Here is a 15,274-nt window from a genome sequence, read left to right on the forward strand (position 1 = left end):
TTTGATAATATATTGAAAATATATGATATACTTTAGGAACTTTCCTTTTCATTTATACTCTGCTATCTTTAACATCAATAGATATCAGAAAGCAGTGGTGGATTACGTGATAAAAAGACAGCGAATAAATGAAATAAGGAAATATGTGGAATCTCACCAAGTAGCTTCGTTTGAGAATTTATCCGCTGAATTTAACGTTTCCCTTAACACCATCAGACGGGATGCTGAATCGCTCGTTCAGCAGGAATTAGTCAAAAAAGTTCATGGAGGCATTGCTGTTCCTGAATCCGGACTTTCTAAATATGAAGAAAGGGAGGGGCATAATGAGGCTGCTAAAAAAGCAATCGGCAGGGCAGCCGCAGATCTTGTGGAAGAAGGAGATATCATTTTTATCGATACGGGCACCACGACCGTTTGGATGGCTCCCTTTCTCGAAAACAAAAAAATAACCGTACTGACCAACAATTTGCATTTCATTAACGAAGCAAAAGAAGCGTCCGATTTAACCATTATTTCAACTGGAGGGTTGTTTGACCCCTCTACTCATTCCTTTATTAGCATAGACAATATAGAAGGAATCACATCCTACAATATCGACAAAGCATTTATGGCAGCAACCGGTATTTCATCGGAACGCAGCATTACCCATGCCTCTCCTCTTGAAAACAATATAAAAAAAGCAGTTGTTCAAAAAAGTTCGAGAACTTATATTCTTGCCGACCACTCAAAATTCGGAAATAAAGCGCTTATGACGTTTGCTTTGTTCAATGAGATAGAGGCTGTGATCACTGATGACGTTTCCTCTAAAGAAATAGAAGTCCTGCTGAATGAGTCCCACGTAAAAATTCACAAAACAGACGAAAATGAGAACATGGAGGAATAATATGCCCTTATTACGATTTGACATTATCGCTGGAAGAAGCGACCAGGAATTAAAAGAGTTATTGGATACGGTTCACCAGGCGATGGTAAACACGTTTGAAGTTCCTGAAACAGACCGTTATCAGATTGTAAACCAACATCAGGCAGAGGAAATGATTATTGAAGACACCGGCCTCGGATTCACCCGTACAAATGATGTTGTTATTATAAGCGTAACGAGCAAAACCCGTACAAATGAAAAGAAACAGGCTTTTTATCAGATGGCAGTGGAAAACCTGGAAAAAGAATGTGGTATTTCTCCGGAAAATGTCATGATAAACATCACCGAAAACGGGGAAGCAGACTGGAGCTTTGGAAACGGGGAAGCTCAGTTTTTAACAGGTAAACTTTAATAGAACTAAAAAAAGCACCAGGCTGCGAGCCTGGTGCTTTTTTTAGTTCTTTACATGAATTTGATTTAATACTTCTAAAGAAGTATCTTTAGCTGTCTGAATAGCTTCATCCGGGCTTAGCTTGTAATATTCCGGACGGAATAACTCAACGGATACCGCACCGTCAAATCCTCTTTCTACAGCTGTTGAGATAATTCCCTGCAGATCAATAGCCCCATGTCCCGGCCACACTCTATCTTCATCTGTTAAGAATCCAATAGGAAAATTCTCTGTGTCGTCAATATGAAGAATAAAAATCTTATCTCCATCTGCTTTTTGCAGATCCTGCATTTTAGATCCCATCGCATGGAAATGAAAGCAGTCCAGGACCAGTCCTACATTATCTTTTCCTACAGCTTCAACAATCTCATAGGCCTGGCCAAACGTGTTAATCGTACACTGCGGATGCCCTACAAACTCCACAGCTATTTTTATTCCATAGGGTTCAGCCAGCTCCGAGAACTCCTGCAATACGCTGATAGCACTTTTCTTAATATCCTCTTTTAAGATCTTTTCTTCCGTTACGAGGGGCACAGCAACGATATACGGTGCATTAATATGCTTTGCTTTTTCCAGCATATCCTTGAATTCTTTTACGTTTTCTTTGTGTTCACCATCTGTACGGTTGTTGAAAAAAACTAATGCATTCATAGCCAGCGGCTTTATATGGTTTTTTTCAAAATAAGATGCCAGATCTTCTATCGAATGCGTCTCCAGATACTCCGGTAGTTTATCCATCGTGCGGATTTCAATATAGTCATATCCATGCTTTTCACAAAGCTCTAAATCGGTTTCCAGATTGGAGTTTTCCAGTGTAGTAGCTTGGTTATAACAAAGTTTCACAGGCTGCTCTCCTCCAGTTTGGTTTTTTTGTAGAAATCCGGACGGTCCGGCAGTTCAATAACTTCTACCTGCTCAGAAGTCTGGGCTCTAACCCCTGCATCTCCTGTAACGGAGGCAATATAACCATCCCAGGAGGAAGGTCCCTGCGGTTCTCCTTTTTGGTTAATAGAGTCTATAAAGTCCTGAAACTCGTTGTTAAAAGCATCATTAAAGCGGTGCTGCCAATCCTGCAGAATTTTGTAACCGCGGACGCCGTCTTTACGATAACCAACACTTGGTACCTCAGGCAGCTTCACTACTCCCTCTTCCCCGATAACCTCACATTGAATGTCATAGCCAAATTGACAGTTAACAAAAATTTCTGCATGCATAATAATGCCGCTTTTTGTTTCGAATGTTACAATCTGCGGATCTTTCAAATGCTCGAGTGCTCTGCTGGACTTCTTTGGATACGTGACCTGAATAGACTTATAGTCATCTCCTACGAGCCAGTGAAGCGTGTCAATTTCATGAATCAGCGTGTCCAGAATCGCCATGTCTGTCGTATAGCGTTCTCCTACTTCCGGATTTCTGTGAGAGCAGCGAACCATCAAAGGCTCTCCGATAAAATTGTTGTCTATCGCTTCTTTCATCTGCAGGTAACCGCTATCATAACGACGCATAAAACCAACCTGGACAAGTCTTTTCCCCTGTTCCTGCTCGGCTGTCACAATACGCTCGCAGCCTTCGGACGTAGTAGCTAATGGTTTTTCTACAAAAACAAATTTACCTGCTTCGATTGCTTTTAATACTGTACCTTCATGAGCCGGTCCCCAGCTGGTGACCAGCACGGCCTTAACATTGGGATCATTGATTAACTCCGTATCATCTTTGTGTACAGAAGCATTAAGATTTAATTCTTTTACAATATTTCCGGCCAGTTCCTGGTTCACATCTGTAACAGCTACAATATCAGCCCCGGTCAGCTTGCGCGTAATACGCTTCATATGCTCCTGTCCAATGGCTCCAGTACCTACTACTCCAAATCCTAAATTCATAACTATTTCCTCCTAAATGTAATGCTTTTTATTTTCTGCACGCCTGGCCATTACTTGATTTTCTGTAAAAGCTCCGTATCCAAATACTTTCTTGCTTTTAAAGCATATTCGAGAGGGTGTGCCTTCTCAGGATCCTGTTCTGCTTCAATCACAATCCATCCTTTATATTCCTCTGCCAGAAGTTCCTCATACACTTTTGTAAAATCAATATCTCCGTCTCCGGGTACCGTGAACATACCCTCTAGAAAAGAGTCCATGAAAGAATAGTTCTTTTCTTTGCAGGCATTCATGATCGGATTTCTGACATCTTTAAAATGAACGTGTTCAATACGATTCATGTGCTTTTTCAGTAAAGGAAGGCATTCTTTATCTGAGACATAAATGTGACCGGTATCATATAATAAATGCACCTTATCCGGATCAGTAAGCTCCATCAGCCGGTCGATTTCTTCCAATGTCTGTACTCCTGTACCTAAATGATGGTGAAAAACAAGTTTCAGGTCATAGCGCGCTGCCATTTCACCCATGCTATTAAGACCTTCTGCCAATTTACTCCACTCTTCATCTGAAAAATACGGCTTTTCTTTAAATACATTTTTAGAGGTTCCCTGTATGCTGTAGGTTTGTTCGGATACTACGGCTACAGAGGCGCCCATCTCTTGTAAATAAGCGCAGTTCTCTTGAAACGCTTTCAACACTTCATCAATACCGTCCCTTATAATAAAGCTGGAAAACCATTTGCCTGCTATCGTTAAATTTCGTAAAGCCAGTTCTTTTTTTAAAATAGCAGGCTCAGGGAAGAAGCCGCCCACTTCTGTCCCTTCAAAACCTGCAATACATATATCTCCCAGTAAGTGCCCTAATGTATTGTCTTTACCTATCTCGGGCATATCATCATTTCTCCATCCAATTGGAGCAATTCCCCATTTAATATCCTGATGAGCCATGGTTTCCCTCCTTTAATACTTTTTCGCCCCGGTCAGCATTTTTTCTTTAAAGGAGTAGGCTTCTCTAATGCTTTCTTTTTCTGAAACGGCCGCTACTCCCAGGTTCCACCAGCTTCCTTCCGAACCATCGGTCATCGTCTTAGGAAGAACTTTCATTTCGATTAACGTAGAGCGCGACTGCGTTTTCGCATCGTTAATGGCTGCCTCGAGTTCTTCTTCGGTATTGGCTTTGTATACTTTTGCTCCGTAGCCTTCTGCTACTTTAGCGTAGTCAATATTCAATATTTGATTGTCTGCTGTGCGGAACTCACATTCATAGCTTCCCCCGCCGTGATCCATCTGCAGGTTATTAATGCATCCGTACCCTGCATTATCGAAAAGAAGAATATTTATTTTTTTATTGTATTGAAGGGAGGTTATAAGCTCTGAGTGAAGCATGAGAAAGCTTCCATCTCCAACCACCGCGTATACTTCTTTGTCAGGTTCTGCAAGCTTTACTCCAAGCGTTCCTGAAATTTCATAGCCCATACATGAGTATCCGTATTCTAAATGATACGTATTCGGCGTATTCGTCTCCCATAAGCGCTGCAGGTCTCCCGGCAGAGACCCTGCGGCACAAACAACGACAGCGTCTTCATCTACAGCTTCGTTTGCTTTCAGAAGCGCGTTGGTCTGGGGAAACTCCGTATTCAAGGCATCTGCGTACTCATTCATTATTTCCTGCGAAAAATGATTTTTTATTTCAGGATCGAAATTTTCTCTGTTAAACGATATGTGACGAAGTCTGTCCCGCTCCGTTTTCCATTCTTCTTTAACGCTTTCAATAAAGCTTCCATAATCACTTTTATAATCCTGCAGCAAAGGCATTAACTGTTCTAAAGCCGTACGTGCATCTGCCACTACTTGAAACGCATCTAATTTATAGGCCTGCATCCGGCTGACGTTGATATTTAGAAATTCTGCATTCTCGAAGTCAAATACGGTTTTCGAAGAGGTGGCAAAGTCTGTATATCTCGTTCCTATTCCTATAACAAGATCTGCCTCTGCCGCTGCTTTGTTGGCGGCTGACGTTCCTGTAATACCCAGGCCGCCCAGATTGTTTTTAAAGGAACATTCCACTGCTGACTTTCCTGCCTGTGTTTCTACGAGCGGAATGTGATACGTCTCGGAAAAAGTCATTAAAGTTTCTCTGGCTTCCGAGTACTTCACTCCTCCACCAACGACAATAAGAGGTTTTTTGCTGGCTTTAATTTTTTCAGCAGCCCCTTCAAGCTCTCTTTGAGTAGGTATAGCACGATTTACATAGTGTACCCGCTTTTGGAAGAATTCTTCTTCATAATCAAAAGCTTCTCCTTCCACATCCTGTGAGATACATACCGTAGCAGGGCCGGCCTTGGCAGGATCTGTCATCACTTCAAAAGCTCTTATTAAACTTGTCATCAGCTGTTCCGGGCGCTGTACGCGATCCCAGTATCTTGAGACAGGCTTTAATGCATCATTGGTTGTAATAGCCATGCTGTGCTCTTGTTCTACCTGCTGTAAAACCGGATCCGGCTGACGAGTCGCATAGGTGTCCGCAGGAAGCAGCAAAACAGGAATGTTATTCGCCAGGGCTGTAGCAGCAGGGGTAACAAGGTTCGCAGAGCCTGGACCGCTTGATGTGGTAACAGCATAGATTTTCTTACGCAGCATTTGTTTACTATAGGCAATGGCCGCATGAGACATGCCCTGTTCGTTTTTCCCCTGAATCACTTCCAGATTGCCCGCTTCCTGTTCTAGAGCCTGCCCGATACCTAATATGTTGCCATGTCCGAAGATATTAAAAATCCCTTGAACGAAAGGAAATTCTTCTCCATCTATATGAATATACTGCTGATTTAAAAACTTAACCAACGCCTGAGCTGTTGTTAATCGAATCGTTCCCATTGTTTATTCTCCTTTATACATACGTGTTATTTTCCTGGATTAACGCTTCAATTTCCGATACTTCCGGCATCGCTTCCGATGAACTGTGCTTGCTGACGACGATAGATGCTGAAGCACTGCCGTATTTTAAGGCAGATTCTACATCTTTTCCTGAGAGAATGGCATACAGAAAAGCTGATGCATAAGAATCTCCCGCGCCAAATGTTTTTAACACTTTTGTTTTGTAGGCCTTTCCCTGATAGCTTTTTCCGTCTTTTGTATAGGCATAAGAACCATCCACACCGTGCTTGATAACGACAAGCTCCGGCTCATGCTGAAATAAATAATCGATAGTCGTCTGATTATCTCCTTCCGAGGAAAGGTTTTCCATCATGTCATATTCCTCACGGGTTCCAATAACAATATCTGCTTTTTCCGCTACAAGAGAGTAATATACAGCTGTTTCTTCACGGGACTGCCACGTATACGGGCGATAATCCAATTCGAAAGCTACTTTAATATTATTTTTCTTTGCAAGATGCACTGCTTTTAGAGCTGCTTCTCTGGATGGACTTTGCGCTAAAGCCGTTCCGGAGATCAGGAAGATTTTTGCCTGCTTTATATACTCTTCCTGTACTTCAGATGTCGTAATATACAAATCCGCAGCATTTTCTCTGTACATTAGAATGCTGCATTCTTCCGGACTTAATATTTCCGTAAAAGCAAGCCCTGTTTTTCTTCCTTCCGTATCTTTTACCATCTGCGACGTATCAATGCCTTTACTGCTCATATACTGCTCGATAAAGCGTCCATGCTGATCATCGGGGATTTTTCCGATAAATCCTGCTTTCAGGCCAAGTTTGGAACATCCTATCGCGACATTTGCCGGCGATCCCCCAACGTATTTTTGAAAAGTCATCGTTTCTTCCATCGGACGGTTATATTCAACCGCGTTCAAATCAATGCAGGCTCGGCCAAAAGCAATGACATCAAACGCTTTGTTTTCCTCAAAAGATATAGCCATAGAACGAAATCTCCCTTTTTTTAAGTTTATATATTTTTTGCTATTTTAGAATCCATTCATGGTCCGGATCGTTATGGAACTTCCATACTCTTTCCGGCCCGGCCATCACATTTAGATAATAAGACGTGTAGCCGGCTGGGACACCCACAGGATGATACCCTTTCGGCACGATAACCATATCTCCATTTTCTACGGTCATCGTCTCATCGAGGGAACGGTCATCCGTATAGACCCTTTGGAAAACAAATCCCTGCGGCGGATCCTGCTCATGGTAATACGTTTCCTCCAGCAGCGATTCCTCTGGAAGATTGTCCTGGTCGTGCTTGTGAGGTGGATAGCTGGACCAGTTTCCGCTTTCCGTGAAAACCTCTACTACCAGGAGGCTGTTTGCGGACGGATCATTATCCGGCAGAATATTATGAACCAGTCTTTTATTGCTTCCTTCTCCCCGCTTTTCAACTCCCAAATCTGAAGCTTGTAACAATTTTGTAGGAAGCTGGCTTTTGGAGGGAGAATAACAGAGGGCCACCCTTGCAGACGTATCAGCCCTCACTTCAAAGGTTTGATCATTGGAAACATACACGCTGTCTGTGGGCTTTTTCTCAAAAACAGAATCTCTCGTGCCAATTTTCTCGAAAGTATTTTCTCCTTCCGTTACGGTGATTTTTCCAGTCACAGCCACAATGCAGCATTCCAGCTTTTCCAGTTTTTCTTGGTAGACGGATCCGGATTGCAGGTCAACCATTTTAAAACTTACATAATGAAGATCTGAATTATCTTCCGAAACCTCATGAATAAGAGAAATGCCATTGGCTTCTTTTTTATTTAATGGTTTACGAATAAGCTTACTCATTACAACTTCCTCCTCCATTACTGCAATCGATTACATTTTAAGAATAAATAATGCGTATAGAACATGAGAAAAGGGACAATTGCCGCATTCTTAATTTTCTATACGCATCGAAAAATTCACAATTTATTTTCTTCCTATTCAGAATAATGGTTGAAACGCTTTCAGTCAATACTTCTTTATAAAGTTCTTAGAGCTTCTCGTGCTGATTAAATTGATTTGATTGATTTTCTTGTAATATTTCTTCTTTACTCTTTGTGGTGTCTTTTCTAGCAGCAAGCCACGTTGCTTCAATTTCTTCAAGCGATTTATTTTTTGTTTCAGGTACAAATTTTAAAACGAAGAAGAAAGCAAATGTACTTACTAATCCGTAGATAAGGAATGTGCCTGTCCCAAAAGCTTCGTTTAATGGCGGGAAAGTAGACGAAGCAATCAAGTTTGCCCCCCAAACGGTTGTTACTGCCAACGCCATCGCCTGGCCTCTGATTTTATTAGGAAACAGCTCTGACAGCAGCACCCAGGTTACAGGCCCCCATGTCATTTGAAACAGTCCTACAAAAAGGAGAATAAAGATTAACGTACCAATTCCTTGAATACCCATGAAGAAAAGAGCGGATACAGCCATCAAACATATAGCACATCCTGCCGAGCCAAGAAGCAGCATAAACTTTCTTCCCTGGCGGTCAATAAGCCGAATAGCAATTAAGGAGACAGCTACGCTTATAACCCCTACGAATATTGTCTGCAGCATCGCGGTTGACTGCCCTGCTCCCAGATTTTCAAAAATTCGCGGAGCATAATACAAAATGATATTAATCCCAATAAATTGCTGCAGAGCAGCGACAGATACTCCAACAATTAATACGAGCTTTCCATAATAAAACATTCCTACTTTTTCTGTCTTTGTATTTAAGGAATGCTGGATTTCCTGCAGTGTATCCGCTGCCGCCTGTTTTGATCCATTTAATTTTTCCAAAAGATTAAAGGCCTTGTCATTTTCTTTCTTAAGTGCAAGATATCTCGGTGTTTCCGGTACAAATAAGAGAAGAAGGAAAAATAATGCTGCTGGGATTAATTCTGAAGCAAACATAAGTCTCCAGCCAATATCATTAATCCAATCTCCTGTTCTATTCAAAGTAATCAACCAGTTGACAAAATATACAACAGTCTGACCTACTACTACAGCCATGCTGTATAGTACAACCATTTTTCCACGAATTTTTTTAGGACTCATTTCACTAATGTAAATTGGAGCAATAGCCGAAGCTAAACCAACACCAATACCACCAATAATCCTGTAAAAATTGAATGTTGCCAGCAAAGCGACGCTTGGCTCTCCCATTGTGAAGAAAATCAATTCCGGATAGGCTGATCCTAGTGCAGAAAGAAAGAATAGAATGGCTGAAATAACTAATGTATTCTTCCGGCCGATTCTATTAGAGATGAGCCCTGAAACTAATGCACCTATGATACATCCAATTAATGCACTCGACACCGTAAGTCCGTGTATGAATGAACTCAAACCTAAGCTATCAACCAAATATAACTGTACGGACTGCTCTGCGCCTGCAATAACTGCCGTATCATAACCAAATAAAAGTCCCCCTAGAGAGGCTACTAAAGCTACAAACAAAATATATCGATACTTATTATTCTTCATGTTATACGAAGGATACCCTTCTTCCCCACTTTCTCCAATTTAATGTAATCGTTTTCAAATATTCATAAAAAATATAAACAATCACTGTCAACAGAAGATAAATTCCATTGTCTTCAAAACTTGAGAAGACAATGGTTTATTGTTATTTAATAGAGGTTTTAGTAATTAATTCTTCTTTGAGACGATCTAACATGAATAGGCTTGATTCTTCTGCACGGTGTTCTTCTCCGAAAACAGCTGACGTAACAATCCCATCAAAGTTAATTTCGCGAAGCTTGTTGAACAAAGCGTCCCAGTTTATATCCCCTTTTCCAATGTCGAGATGCTGATGGACTGTAGCATGTACGCCAGGCGGGTTTACGACATAACGCAGGCAGGAAGAAGCTTTGTGGTTGAATGTATCTGCGATATTAATATGCTTTAATTTATCTCCCGCATAGTCAATCATTGAAGCAATATCGCCTACTCCGTCATCATAAAAGAATGTATGAGGAACAGAATAGAAGTAACCCAGCCAATCTTTATCAAACCCGCGAATCATATCTACAGCAGCATTATTGTTTTCAATAAAATCATAAGGATGCGCTTGAATATGAACATTTAATCCTTCTTTTTCAATTGATGGGATCAATTCATGCATCGATTTTACAAACATCTGCTCACATTTATATGGCATATCATTCTGTCCTGTGAATTCCGAATTTAATATATTAACATCCAGTTCTACCGCAATTTCAATAACCCGCTTCCAGTTACGTACTGCGGCTTCCCGATCTTCTTCATCTGGACCTGCCCAGTGCTGCATTGGAAGAAGGGAGGAAAGCTTGACCCCTGTATCCCGCAGAGCATTCTTTAATTCTTTTATTCTTGCTTTATCTACACGAGGATACTTGTAAAAAGGCATAAAGTCATCACGCGGTGACAGTTCAATATATTCATATCCCATTTCGGCTACTTTATCCACCATTTTTGGAATAGGCATATGTCTAATCATATGCGGATCTAATGCGATTTTCATTGTTTATTCCTCCGATTCATCATTATTTTACATTTATTTTCGCTGTTACCAGCGGGCCGTCAGCATTTTCTTGCGCGTATAGAAGTTTACGCCATCTGTTCCATTCGCATGAAGATCCCCGTAAAAGGAATTTTTCCAACCGGAAAACGGGAAGAATGCCATTGGTGCCGGTACTCCTAAATTCACTCCAAGCATTCCTGCTTCAATTTCCTGTCTAAACTTTCTCACGCTGCTGCCACTGTCTGTATAAATGCACGCACCATTCGCAAAGTCCGATTTATTTGTCAGTTCGATTGCTTCATCAAGAGTGTCTACTCTTACAATGGATAGCACTGGAGCAAAAATTTCTTCTTTCCATATCGTCATATCTGTTGTTACATGATCAAATATTACCGGACCCAGGAAGTAGCCGTCTTCCAGCCCAACCGTTTTGTTTCGGCCGTCCAGCGCTAGCTCCGCACCTTCTTCTTCTCCTTTTTTAATATAATCTTCTGATTTTTTCTTATGGGATTCGCGGATAACCGGGCCCAGGAACACTCCTTCTTCTATGCCGTTACCAACCGTCATTCCATTTACTTCTTCTTTTAGTTTCTCCAGGAAAGGCTCAGCTACATCCCCAACAGTTACTACGACTGCAGCTGCCATGCATCTTTCGCCTGCCGAACCGTAAGCCGCACCTACAATCTGCTGAACAGCGCCTTCTAAATTGGCATCTGGAAGCACGATGGAATGGTTTTTAGCTCCGGCTAAAGCCTGTACACGTTTGCCGTAAGAAGTTCCTGTTTTATAAACATATTCAGCTACCGGCTGGGAACCTACGAAAGAGATCGCTTTAACTCCTTTATGTTCCAACAGGCCGTTCACGACATCATGAGCGCCGTGTACCACATTTAATACTCCGGCTGGTAGACCGGCTTCGGAAAATAGTTCAGCCAGTTTATTTGCCAGAAGAGGAGTTCTTTCTGATGGCTTTAATACGAATGTATTTCCGCAGGCAATAGCAAGTGGAAACATCCAGCACGGCACCATCATCGGAAAGTTAAATGGAGTAATTCCGCCGACGACACCAATAGGATACTTATACATCCCCGATTCAATACCTGTAGCTATATCCGGAAGCTGTTCTCCTTTCATTAAGGATGGGGCACATGCAGCAAACTCCACGCATTCAATTCCTCTTTGAACTTCCCCGTAAGCTTCACTGTAATTCTTACCGTTTTCTAATGTAATAAGACGAGCTAACTCATCCCAATTTTCAATTAACAGCTGCTGGTACTTAAATAAAACGCGTGCTCTTCTTGGTACGGGAGTATTGCTCCACATTTTGAAAGTTTTCTCAGCCACCTGGACTGCGTCATCGACATCTTCTTTATTAGAGATAGGCACATGCGCAATGATTTCTCCAGTGGCCGGATTGGGAATTTCCTCTGTTGCTGACGCTTTTGCATCAACCCATTTTCCATTAATATAATTTTGAAGATTCTGAACTGTTTTTGTAGTAGACATTTTAGTTCCCCTTTCAGTTTATGATAAGCAATAAATAAAATAGATTGGCTGTTGAAAATCATAATGTAATCGATTGCAATTGTGTGTATAAATAGAATACTAATTCATATAATCCCATTTGTAAACGCTTTTATTTGAATTAATTGATAATATTTTTGAAAACTCTAATTTTTATCAATTAAAAACATGAATTTTCATTGAATTAAAAGGGGGTTTGGAGAAAAAAGCAATCGATTACATTTTATAATAAAAATTTATAATCCGTCTAAATTTTATTTTTTACTAAGGTATTATTAGCATTTATTTCAGCTCCGCAGGTCTGTCTAACAATCAGCTGATTATCCAAAACATATTTCTTTTTAGAAAATGTCTCTTTCCTTATTAACTTTAAGAGCAGTTCCATCGCTTTGGTCCCAATATCATATTTAGGCTGGTCTATAGTAGTTAAATTCGGCGTAAAAATAGATGCCATTTCTATATTATCAAAGCCCACTACCGCTATATCTTCCGGTACATTCAATCCACTTTCTTTTATAGCATTGATTGCTCCTATAGCCATTTCATCATTAAAAACAAATACAGCACTAGGAGGGACTTCTAATGAAATCAGCTTCAGCATTTGATTGTAGCCTGATTTAATACTAAAGTCGCCTTCTTGTATATACAGTGGATTATTTTCTATATCATTACTAATTAAAGCCTGTTGAAATCCACGGAGTCTGTCTCTACTTAGAATTACATCCATTGGACCTGTAATATGAGCAATACGACTGTGCCCAAGGTCTATTAAGTGCTGGACGGCTTTTCTTGCACTGCTGATGTTATCTATAGAAACAGTGGGAATATTTAAACCATCCATATACTCACATGCTAGTACTACCGGGTAATTATCAGCAATATGGGCCAACTCTTGCTGATTACTCCTTGCAGTAAGCAGAATCATACCGTCCACCTGTTTTTGATAGAGAAGGCTTATATACTCCCTCTCTCTTTCAGGGTTATTTTCGGTATCTGCTAATATAACCTGATAATTGTTTTTTACTGCGTAATGCTCAATCCCCCGCAAAACCCCGGCAAAGAAAGCACTTGTAATATCAGGCACCACGACCATAATAATTTTAGTTTCCCTTGTTCTAAATTGCCTTGCTACTACGTGTGGCTGATAATTAAGTTCTTCAATTGCAGCTAATACCTTTTCTCTGGTTTTTTTGCTTACCATTGAAGGCTTGGTTAATACTCTTGACACAGTAGCAGTTGAAACATCTGCAAGTTTCGCTACATCATCCATCTTCATGTTCTTGTCCTCCTGCTATTTGAAAACGATTACATAAACCGTTCTTTAGAAATATTTATATATTTTATTTTACTTACTTTGGTTAAAATAAGCAATTAATGCTCAATCCAGAATCAAAGAGATTCTAATAAGAACCGAACTGTTTTAATTGAAACCGTAATATCATATTTATGGCGTTAGCAATTCGTTTCGTACACAGCTTGGGTGGCGCTCATTACTGGATCTATTGGATGTGCTATAAGTTTGTTTCGCGTCACTGCTTTAGGAGCTTTTAATATTTTTGGCATTTATACCCTAATATTTATAGTGTTATAGCGTGTGGCTCAAGCATACTTTATTAAAGGACCAGCCCATCGATAAGAATAATTACTTACATGCCGTATTAAAAGAAGAAATTAAACACCTTTTTTCTATTTTTATATAAGCATTGGCGTTTCATTACATCAATTTTCACACAATCCTAAGCCCCTGCAAAATTATGAACTCATCATAAAGTAAAAAATAATTATAATCTGTATCGTTAACATAACCGTGATTATCCGAAGCTTTTACTATACAAAAAGAAGAGAAGATGTGCTTTTATCAGCCTCTTCTCTCCTTCTTGTTTGTAAAATTGTACCTTTATAAATGCTTTTTTCCTCTTCTCTTCTTAAAAATTTCATCAAAAGTAATGGAGAGAATAAAAAGTGCCTATTTGTCCAGATAGCGAGTACTATTTTTTATTCAAAAAATTTCGAATGAAAATAATTAAAAACCTTTGAAGCTCGATGCCCTCGTAGTATATTATAATAAAAATAAACATGCATCCGGTAAGTATCGAACGCATGCGTAACAAGCCGTTTAATTTTTCATTTCCCTTTTTGCTTCGTTCATAGAGGAGTTTTTATCGTTACCCATTTAAAATTAAAACCTGCTGCCAGAAGCTGAACCTTTCGGAACAATGTGTTCGATTTCCGCCAGATCTTCTTTTGTTAGTATTACTTTTAAAGCACCATAGTTTTCTTGTATGCGTTCCAAGCGTTTGCTTCCTGGAATGGGCACAATCTGATCTCCTTGAGCCAAAAGCCATGCTAACGAAAGCTGCGCTGTAGTATATCCTTTTTGATCAGCAATTTCTTTAATGAGTGAAGCTGCTTTTACATTCTTAGCAAAGTTGTCACCCTGAAATCGGGAATACATTTGATGGGGATAGGTTTCTGAGAGATCCTCTGCTCGCTGGATGTTCCCCGTCAAAAAACCTCTTCCTAATGGGCTATATGGTACCAGTCCTATTTTCATGTCTTTTAAAAAAGGTAAGATTTCATCTTCTACATCTCTGCTCCATAAAGAATATTCCGTTTGGACAGCCGTTATTGGATGTACTGCATGAGCACGGCGGATGATTTCCACCGGTGCTTCAGAGAGCCCTATATAACGAATTTTACCTAGCTTTACGAGCTCAGCTAACGTACTGACAGTTTCTTCAATCGGTGTATGTGGATCGTAGCGGTGCTGATAATAAAGATCAATGTGGTTCAGGCCAAGGCTGTATAAGCTAGCATCCACTGACTTTTTGATATATGCCGGATCTCCCTTGTATCCATGACTATGAGTGGCACCAAATTTTGTGGCAACAATCGCCTCATCACGGCGACCCTTTAATGCTTTTCCTAGTAACTTTTCATTGTCCCCGAACCTCTGCTGTTGAAATCCTTCGTTTCCATAAAGGTCTGCTGTATCAAATAAGGTGATTCCCTGGTCTAAAGCACCGTGGATGGCTGAAATTGAATTTTGATTGTCTGGCATAGTCATCGTTCCTAGTCCAATAGCAGAAACCTCCAACCCTTCGTTTCCAAGCTTTCTTTTTTGTAAAGATTGATTAGTAAGCACTAGTGTAT

Annotated in this window: 13 protein-coding genes; 2 read left to right on the forward strand and 11 right to left on the reverse strand. The window is 40.3% G+C overall.

Annotated elements, in window-relative coordinates:
• The first annotated feature begins 22 nt into the window (after positions 1-22).
• Together ATL39_RS15115 and ATL39_RS15120 are read left to right on the forward strand one after the other, a co-directional pair.
• Entirely contained in the window at positions 23-883 is an 861-nt protein-coding gene (locus tag ATL39_RS15115; protein ID WP_120194204.1) for a DeoR/GlpR family DNA-binding transcription regulator, read from the forward strand.
• Between the two features lies 1 nt (position 884).
• Positions 885-1,274, forward strand: a complete 390-nt coding sequence (locus ATL39_RS15120; protein WP_120194205.1) for a tautomerase family protein — start codon at positions 885-887, stop codon at positions 1,272-1,274.
• Between the two features lie 42 nt (positions 1,275-1,316).
• Here the strand turns inward: ATL39_RS15120 and iolI are convergent, their stop codons facing one another.
• The 11 genes from iolI to ATL39_RS15175 form a co-directional block, all read right to left on the reverse strand.
• Complete coding sequence (gene iolI / locus ATL39_RS15125; RefSeq protein WP_120194206.1) at positions 1,317-2,156, reverse strand: 2-keto-myo-inositol isomerase; 840 nt, start codon at positions 2,154-2,156, stop codon at positions 1,317-1,319.
• On the reverse strand, positions 2,153-3,193 hold the full coding sequence (gene iolG, locus ATL39_RS15130; protein ID WP_120194207.1) for a bifunctional inositol 2-dehydrogenase/D-chiro-inositol 1-dehydrogenase: 1,041 nt from the start codon (positions 3,191-3,193) through the stop codon (positions 2,153-2,155). The genes iolI and iolG overlap by 4 nt, the downstream gene beginning before the upstream one ends.
• 50 nt (positions 3,194-3,243) lie before the next feature.
• On the reverse strand, positions 3,244-4,140 hold the full coding sequence (iolE, locus tag ATL39_RS15135) for a myo-inosose-2 dehydratase (RefSeq protein ID WP_120194208.1): 897 nt from the start codon (positions 4,138-4,140) through the stop codon (positions 3,244-3,246).
• A gap of 12 nt (positions 4,141-4,152) precedes the next feature.
• A complete protein-coding gene (iolD, locus tag ATL39_RS15140; protein WP_120194209.1) occupies positions 4,153-6,066 on the reverse strand; it encodes a 3D-(3,5/4)-trihydroxycyclohexane-1,2-dione acylhydrolase (decyclizing) in 1,914 nt (637 codons plus the stop codon).
• 13 nt (positions 6,067-6,079) lie between these two features.
• A complete protein-coding gene (gene iolC / locus ATL39_RS15145) occupies positions 6,080-7,069 on the reverse strand; it encodes a 5-dehydro-2-deoxygluconokinase (RefSeq protein WP_120194210.1) in 990 nt (329 codons plus the stop codon).
• A 40-nt stretch (positions 7,070-7,109) separates the two neighbouring features.
• Positions 7,110-7,922, reverse strand: a complete 813-nt coding sequence (iolB, locus tag ATL39_RS15150; protein WP_120194211.1) for a 5-deoxy-glucuronate isomerase — start codon at positions 7,920-7,922, stop codon at positions 7,110-7,112.
• Between the two features lie 187 nt (positions 7,923-8,109).
• Positions 8,110-9,579: a sugar porter family MFS transporter gene (locus ATL39_RS15155; protein WP_120194212.1), complete on the reverse strand. Its 1,470-nt coding sequence runs from the start codon at positions 9,577-9,579 to the stop codon at positions 8,110-8,112.
• Between the two features lie 142 nt (positions 9,580-9,721).
• On the reverse strand, positions 9,722-10,597 hold the full coding sequence (locus tag ATL39_RS15160) for a sugar phosphate isomerase/epimerase family protein (RefSeq protein WP_120194213.1): 876 nt from the start codon (positions 10,595-10,597) through the stop codon (positions 9,722-9,724).
• 45 nt (positions 10,598-10,642) lie between these two features.
• On the reverse strand, positions 10,643-12,103 hold the full coding sequence (locus ATL39_RS15165; protein ID WP_120194214.1) for a CoA-acylating methylmalonate-semialdehyde dehydrogenase: 1,461 nt from the start codon (positions 12,101-12,103) through the stop codon (positions 10,643-10,645).
• A 265-nt stretch (positions 12,104-12,368) separates the two neighbouring features.
• A complete protein-coding gene (locus ATL39_RS15170; protein WP_120194215.1) occupies positions 12,369-13,397 on the reverse strand; it encodes a LacI family DNA-binding transcriptional regulator in 1,029 nt (342 codons plus the stop codon).
• Between the two features lie 903 nt (positions 13,398-14,300).
• Positions 14,301-15,266 carry an aldo/keto reductase gene (locus ATL39_RS15175; RefSeq protein ID WP_281270898.1) on the reverse strand — a complete coding sequence of 322 codons (966 nt, stop codon included), beginning with the start codon at positions 15,264-15,266 and terminating at the stop codon, positions 14,301-14,303.
• Positions 15,267-15,274 lie beyond the last annotated feature (8 nt).

This window comes from Sinobaca qinghaiensis (assembly GCF_003610495.1).
Taxonomy (GTDB): domain Bacteria; phylum Bacillota; class Bacilli; order Bacillales; family Marinococcaceae; genus Sinobaca; species Sinobaca qinghaiensis.

What these genes read in the sequence shown, in the direction of transcription:
- ATL39_RS15160 (WP_120194213.1), bottom strand. Translation starts at nt 10,597, where the DNA reads ATGAAAATCGCATTAGATCCGCATATGATTAGACATATGCCTATTCCA.
- ATL39_RS15165 (WP_120194214.1), bottom strand. Translation starts at nt 12,103, where the DNA reads ATGTCTACTACAAAAACAGTTCAGAATCTTCAAAATTATATTAATGGA.
- ATL39_RS15170 (WP_120194215.1), bottom strand. Translation starts at nt 13,397, where the DNA reads ATGAAGATGGATGATGTAGCGAAACTTGCAGATGTTTCAACTGCTACT.
- iolE (WP_120194208.1), bottom strand. Translation starts at nt 4,140, where the DNA reads ATGGCTCATCAGGATATTAAATGGGGAATTGCTCCAATTGGATGGAGA.
- iolD (WP_120194209.1), bottom strand. Translation starts at nt 6,066, where the DNA reads ATGGGAACGATTCGATTAACAACAGCTCAGGCGTTGGTTAAGTTTTTA.
- ATL39_RS15120 (WP_120194205.1), top strand. Translation starts at nt 885, where the DNA reads ATGCCCTTATTACGATTTGACATTATCGCTGGAAGAAGCGACCAGGAA.
- iolG (WP_120194207.1), bottom strand. Translation starts at nt 3,193, where the DNA reads ATGAATTTAGGATTTGGAGTAGTAGGTACTGGAGCCATTGGACAGGAG.
- ATL39_RS15155 (WP_120194212.1), bottom strand. Translation starts at nt 9,579, where the DNA reads ATGAAGAATAATAAGTATCGATATATTTTGTTTGTAGCTTTAGTAGCC.
- ATL39_RS15115 (WP_120194204.1), top strand. Translation starts at nt 23, where the DNA reads ATGATATACTTTAGGAACTTTCCTTTTCATTTATACTCTGCTATCTTT.
- iolB (WP_120194211.1), bottom strand. Translation starts at nt 7,922, where the DNA reads ATGAGTAAGCTTATTCGTAAACCATTAAATAAAAAAGAAGCCAATGGC.
- iolC (WP_120194210.1), bottom strand. Translation starts at nt 7,069, where the DNA reads ATGGCTATATCTTTTGAGGAAAACAAAGCGTTTGATGTCATTGCTTTT.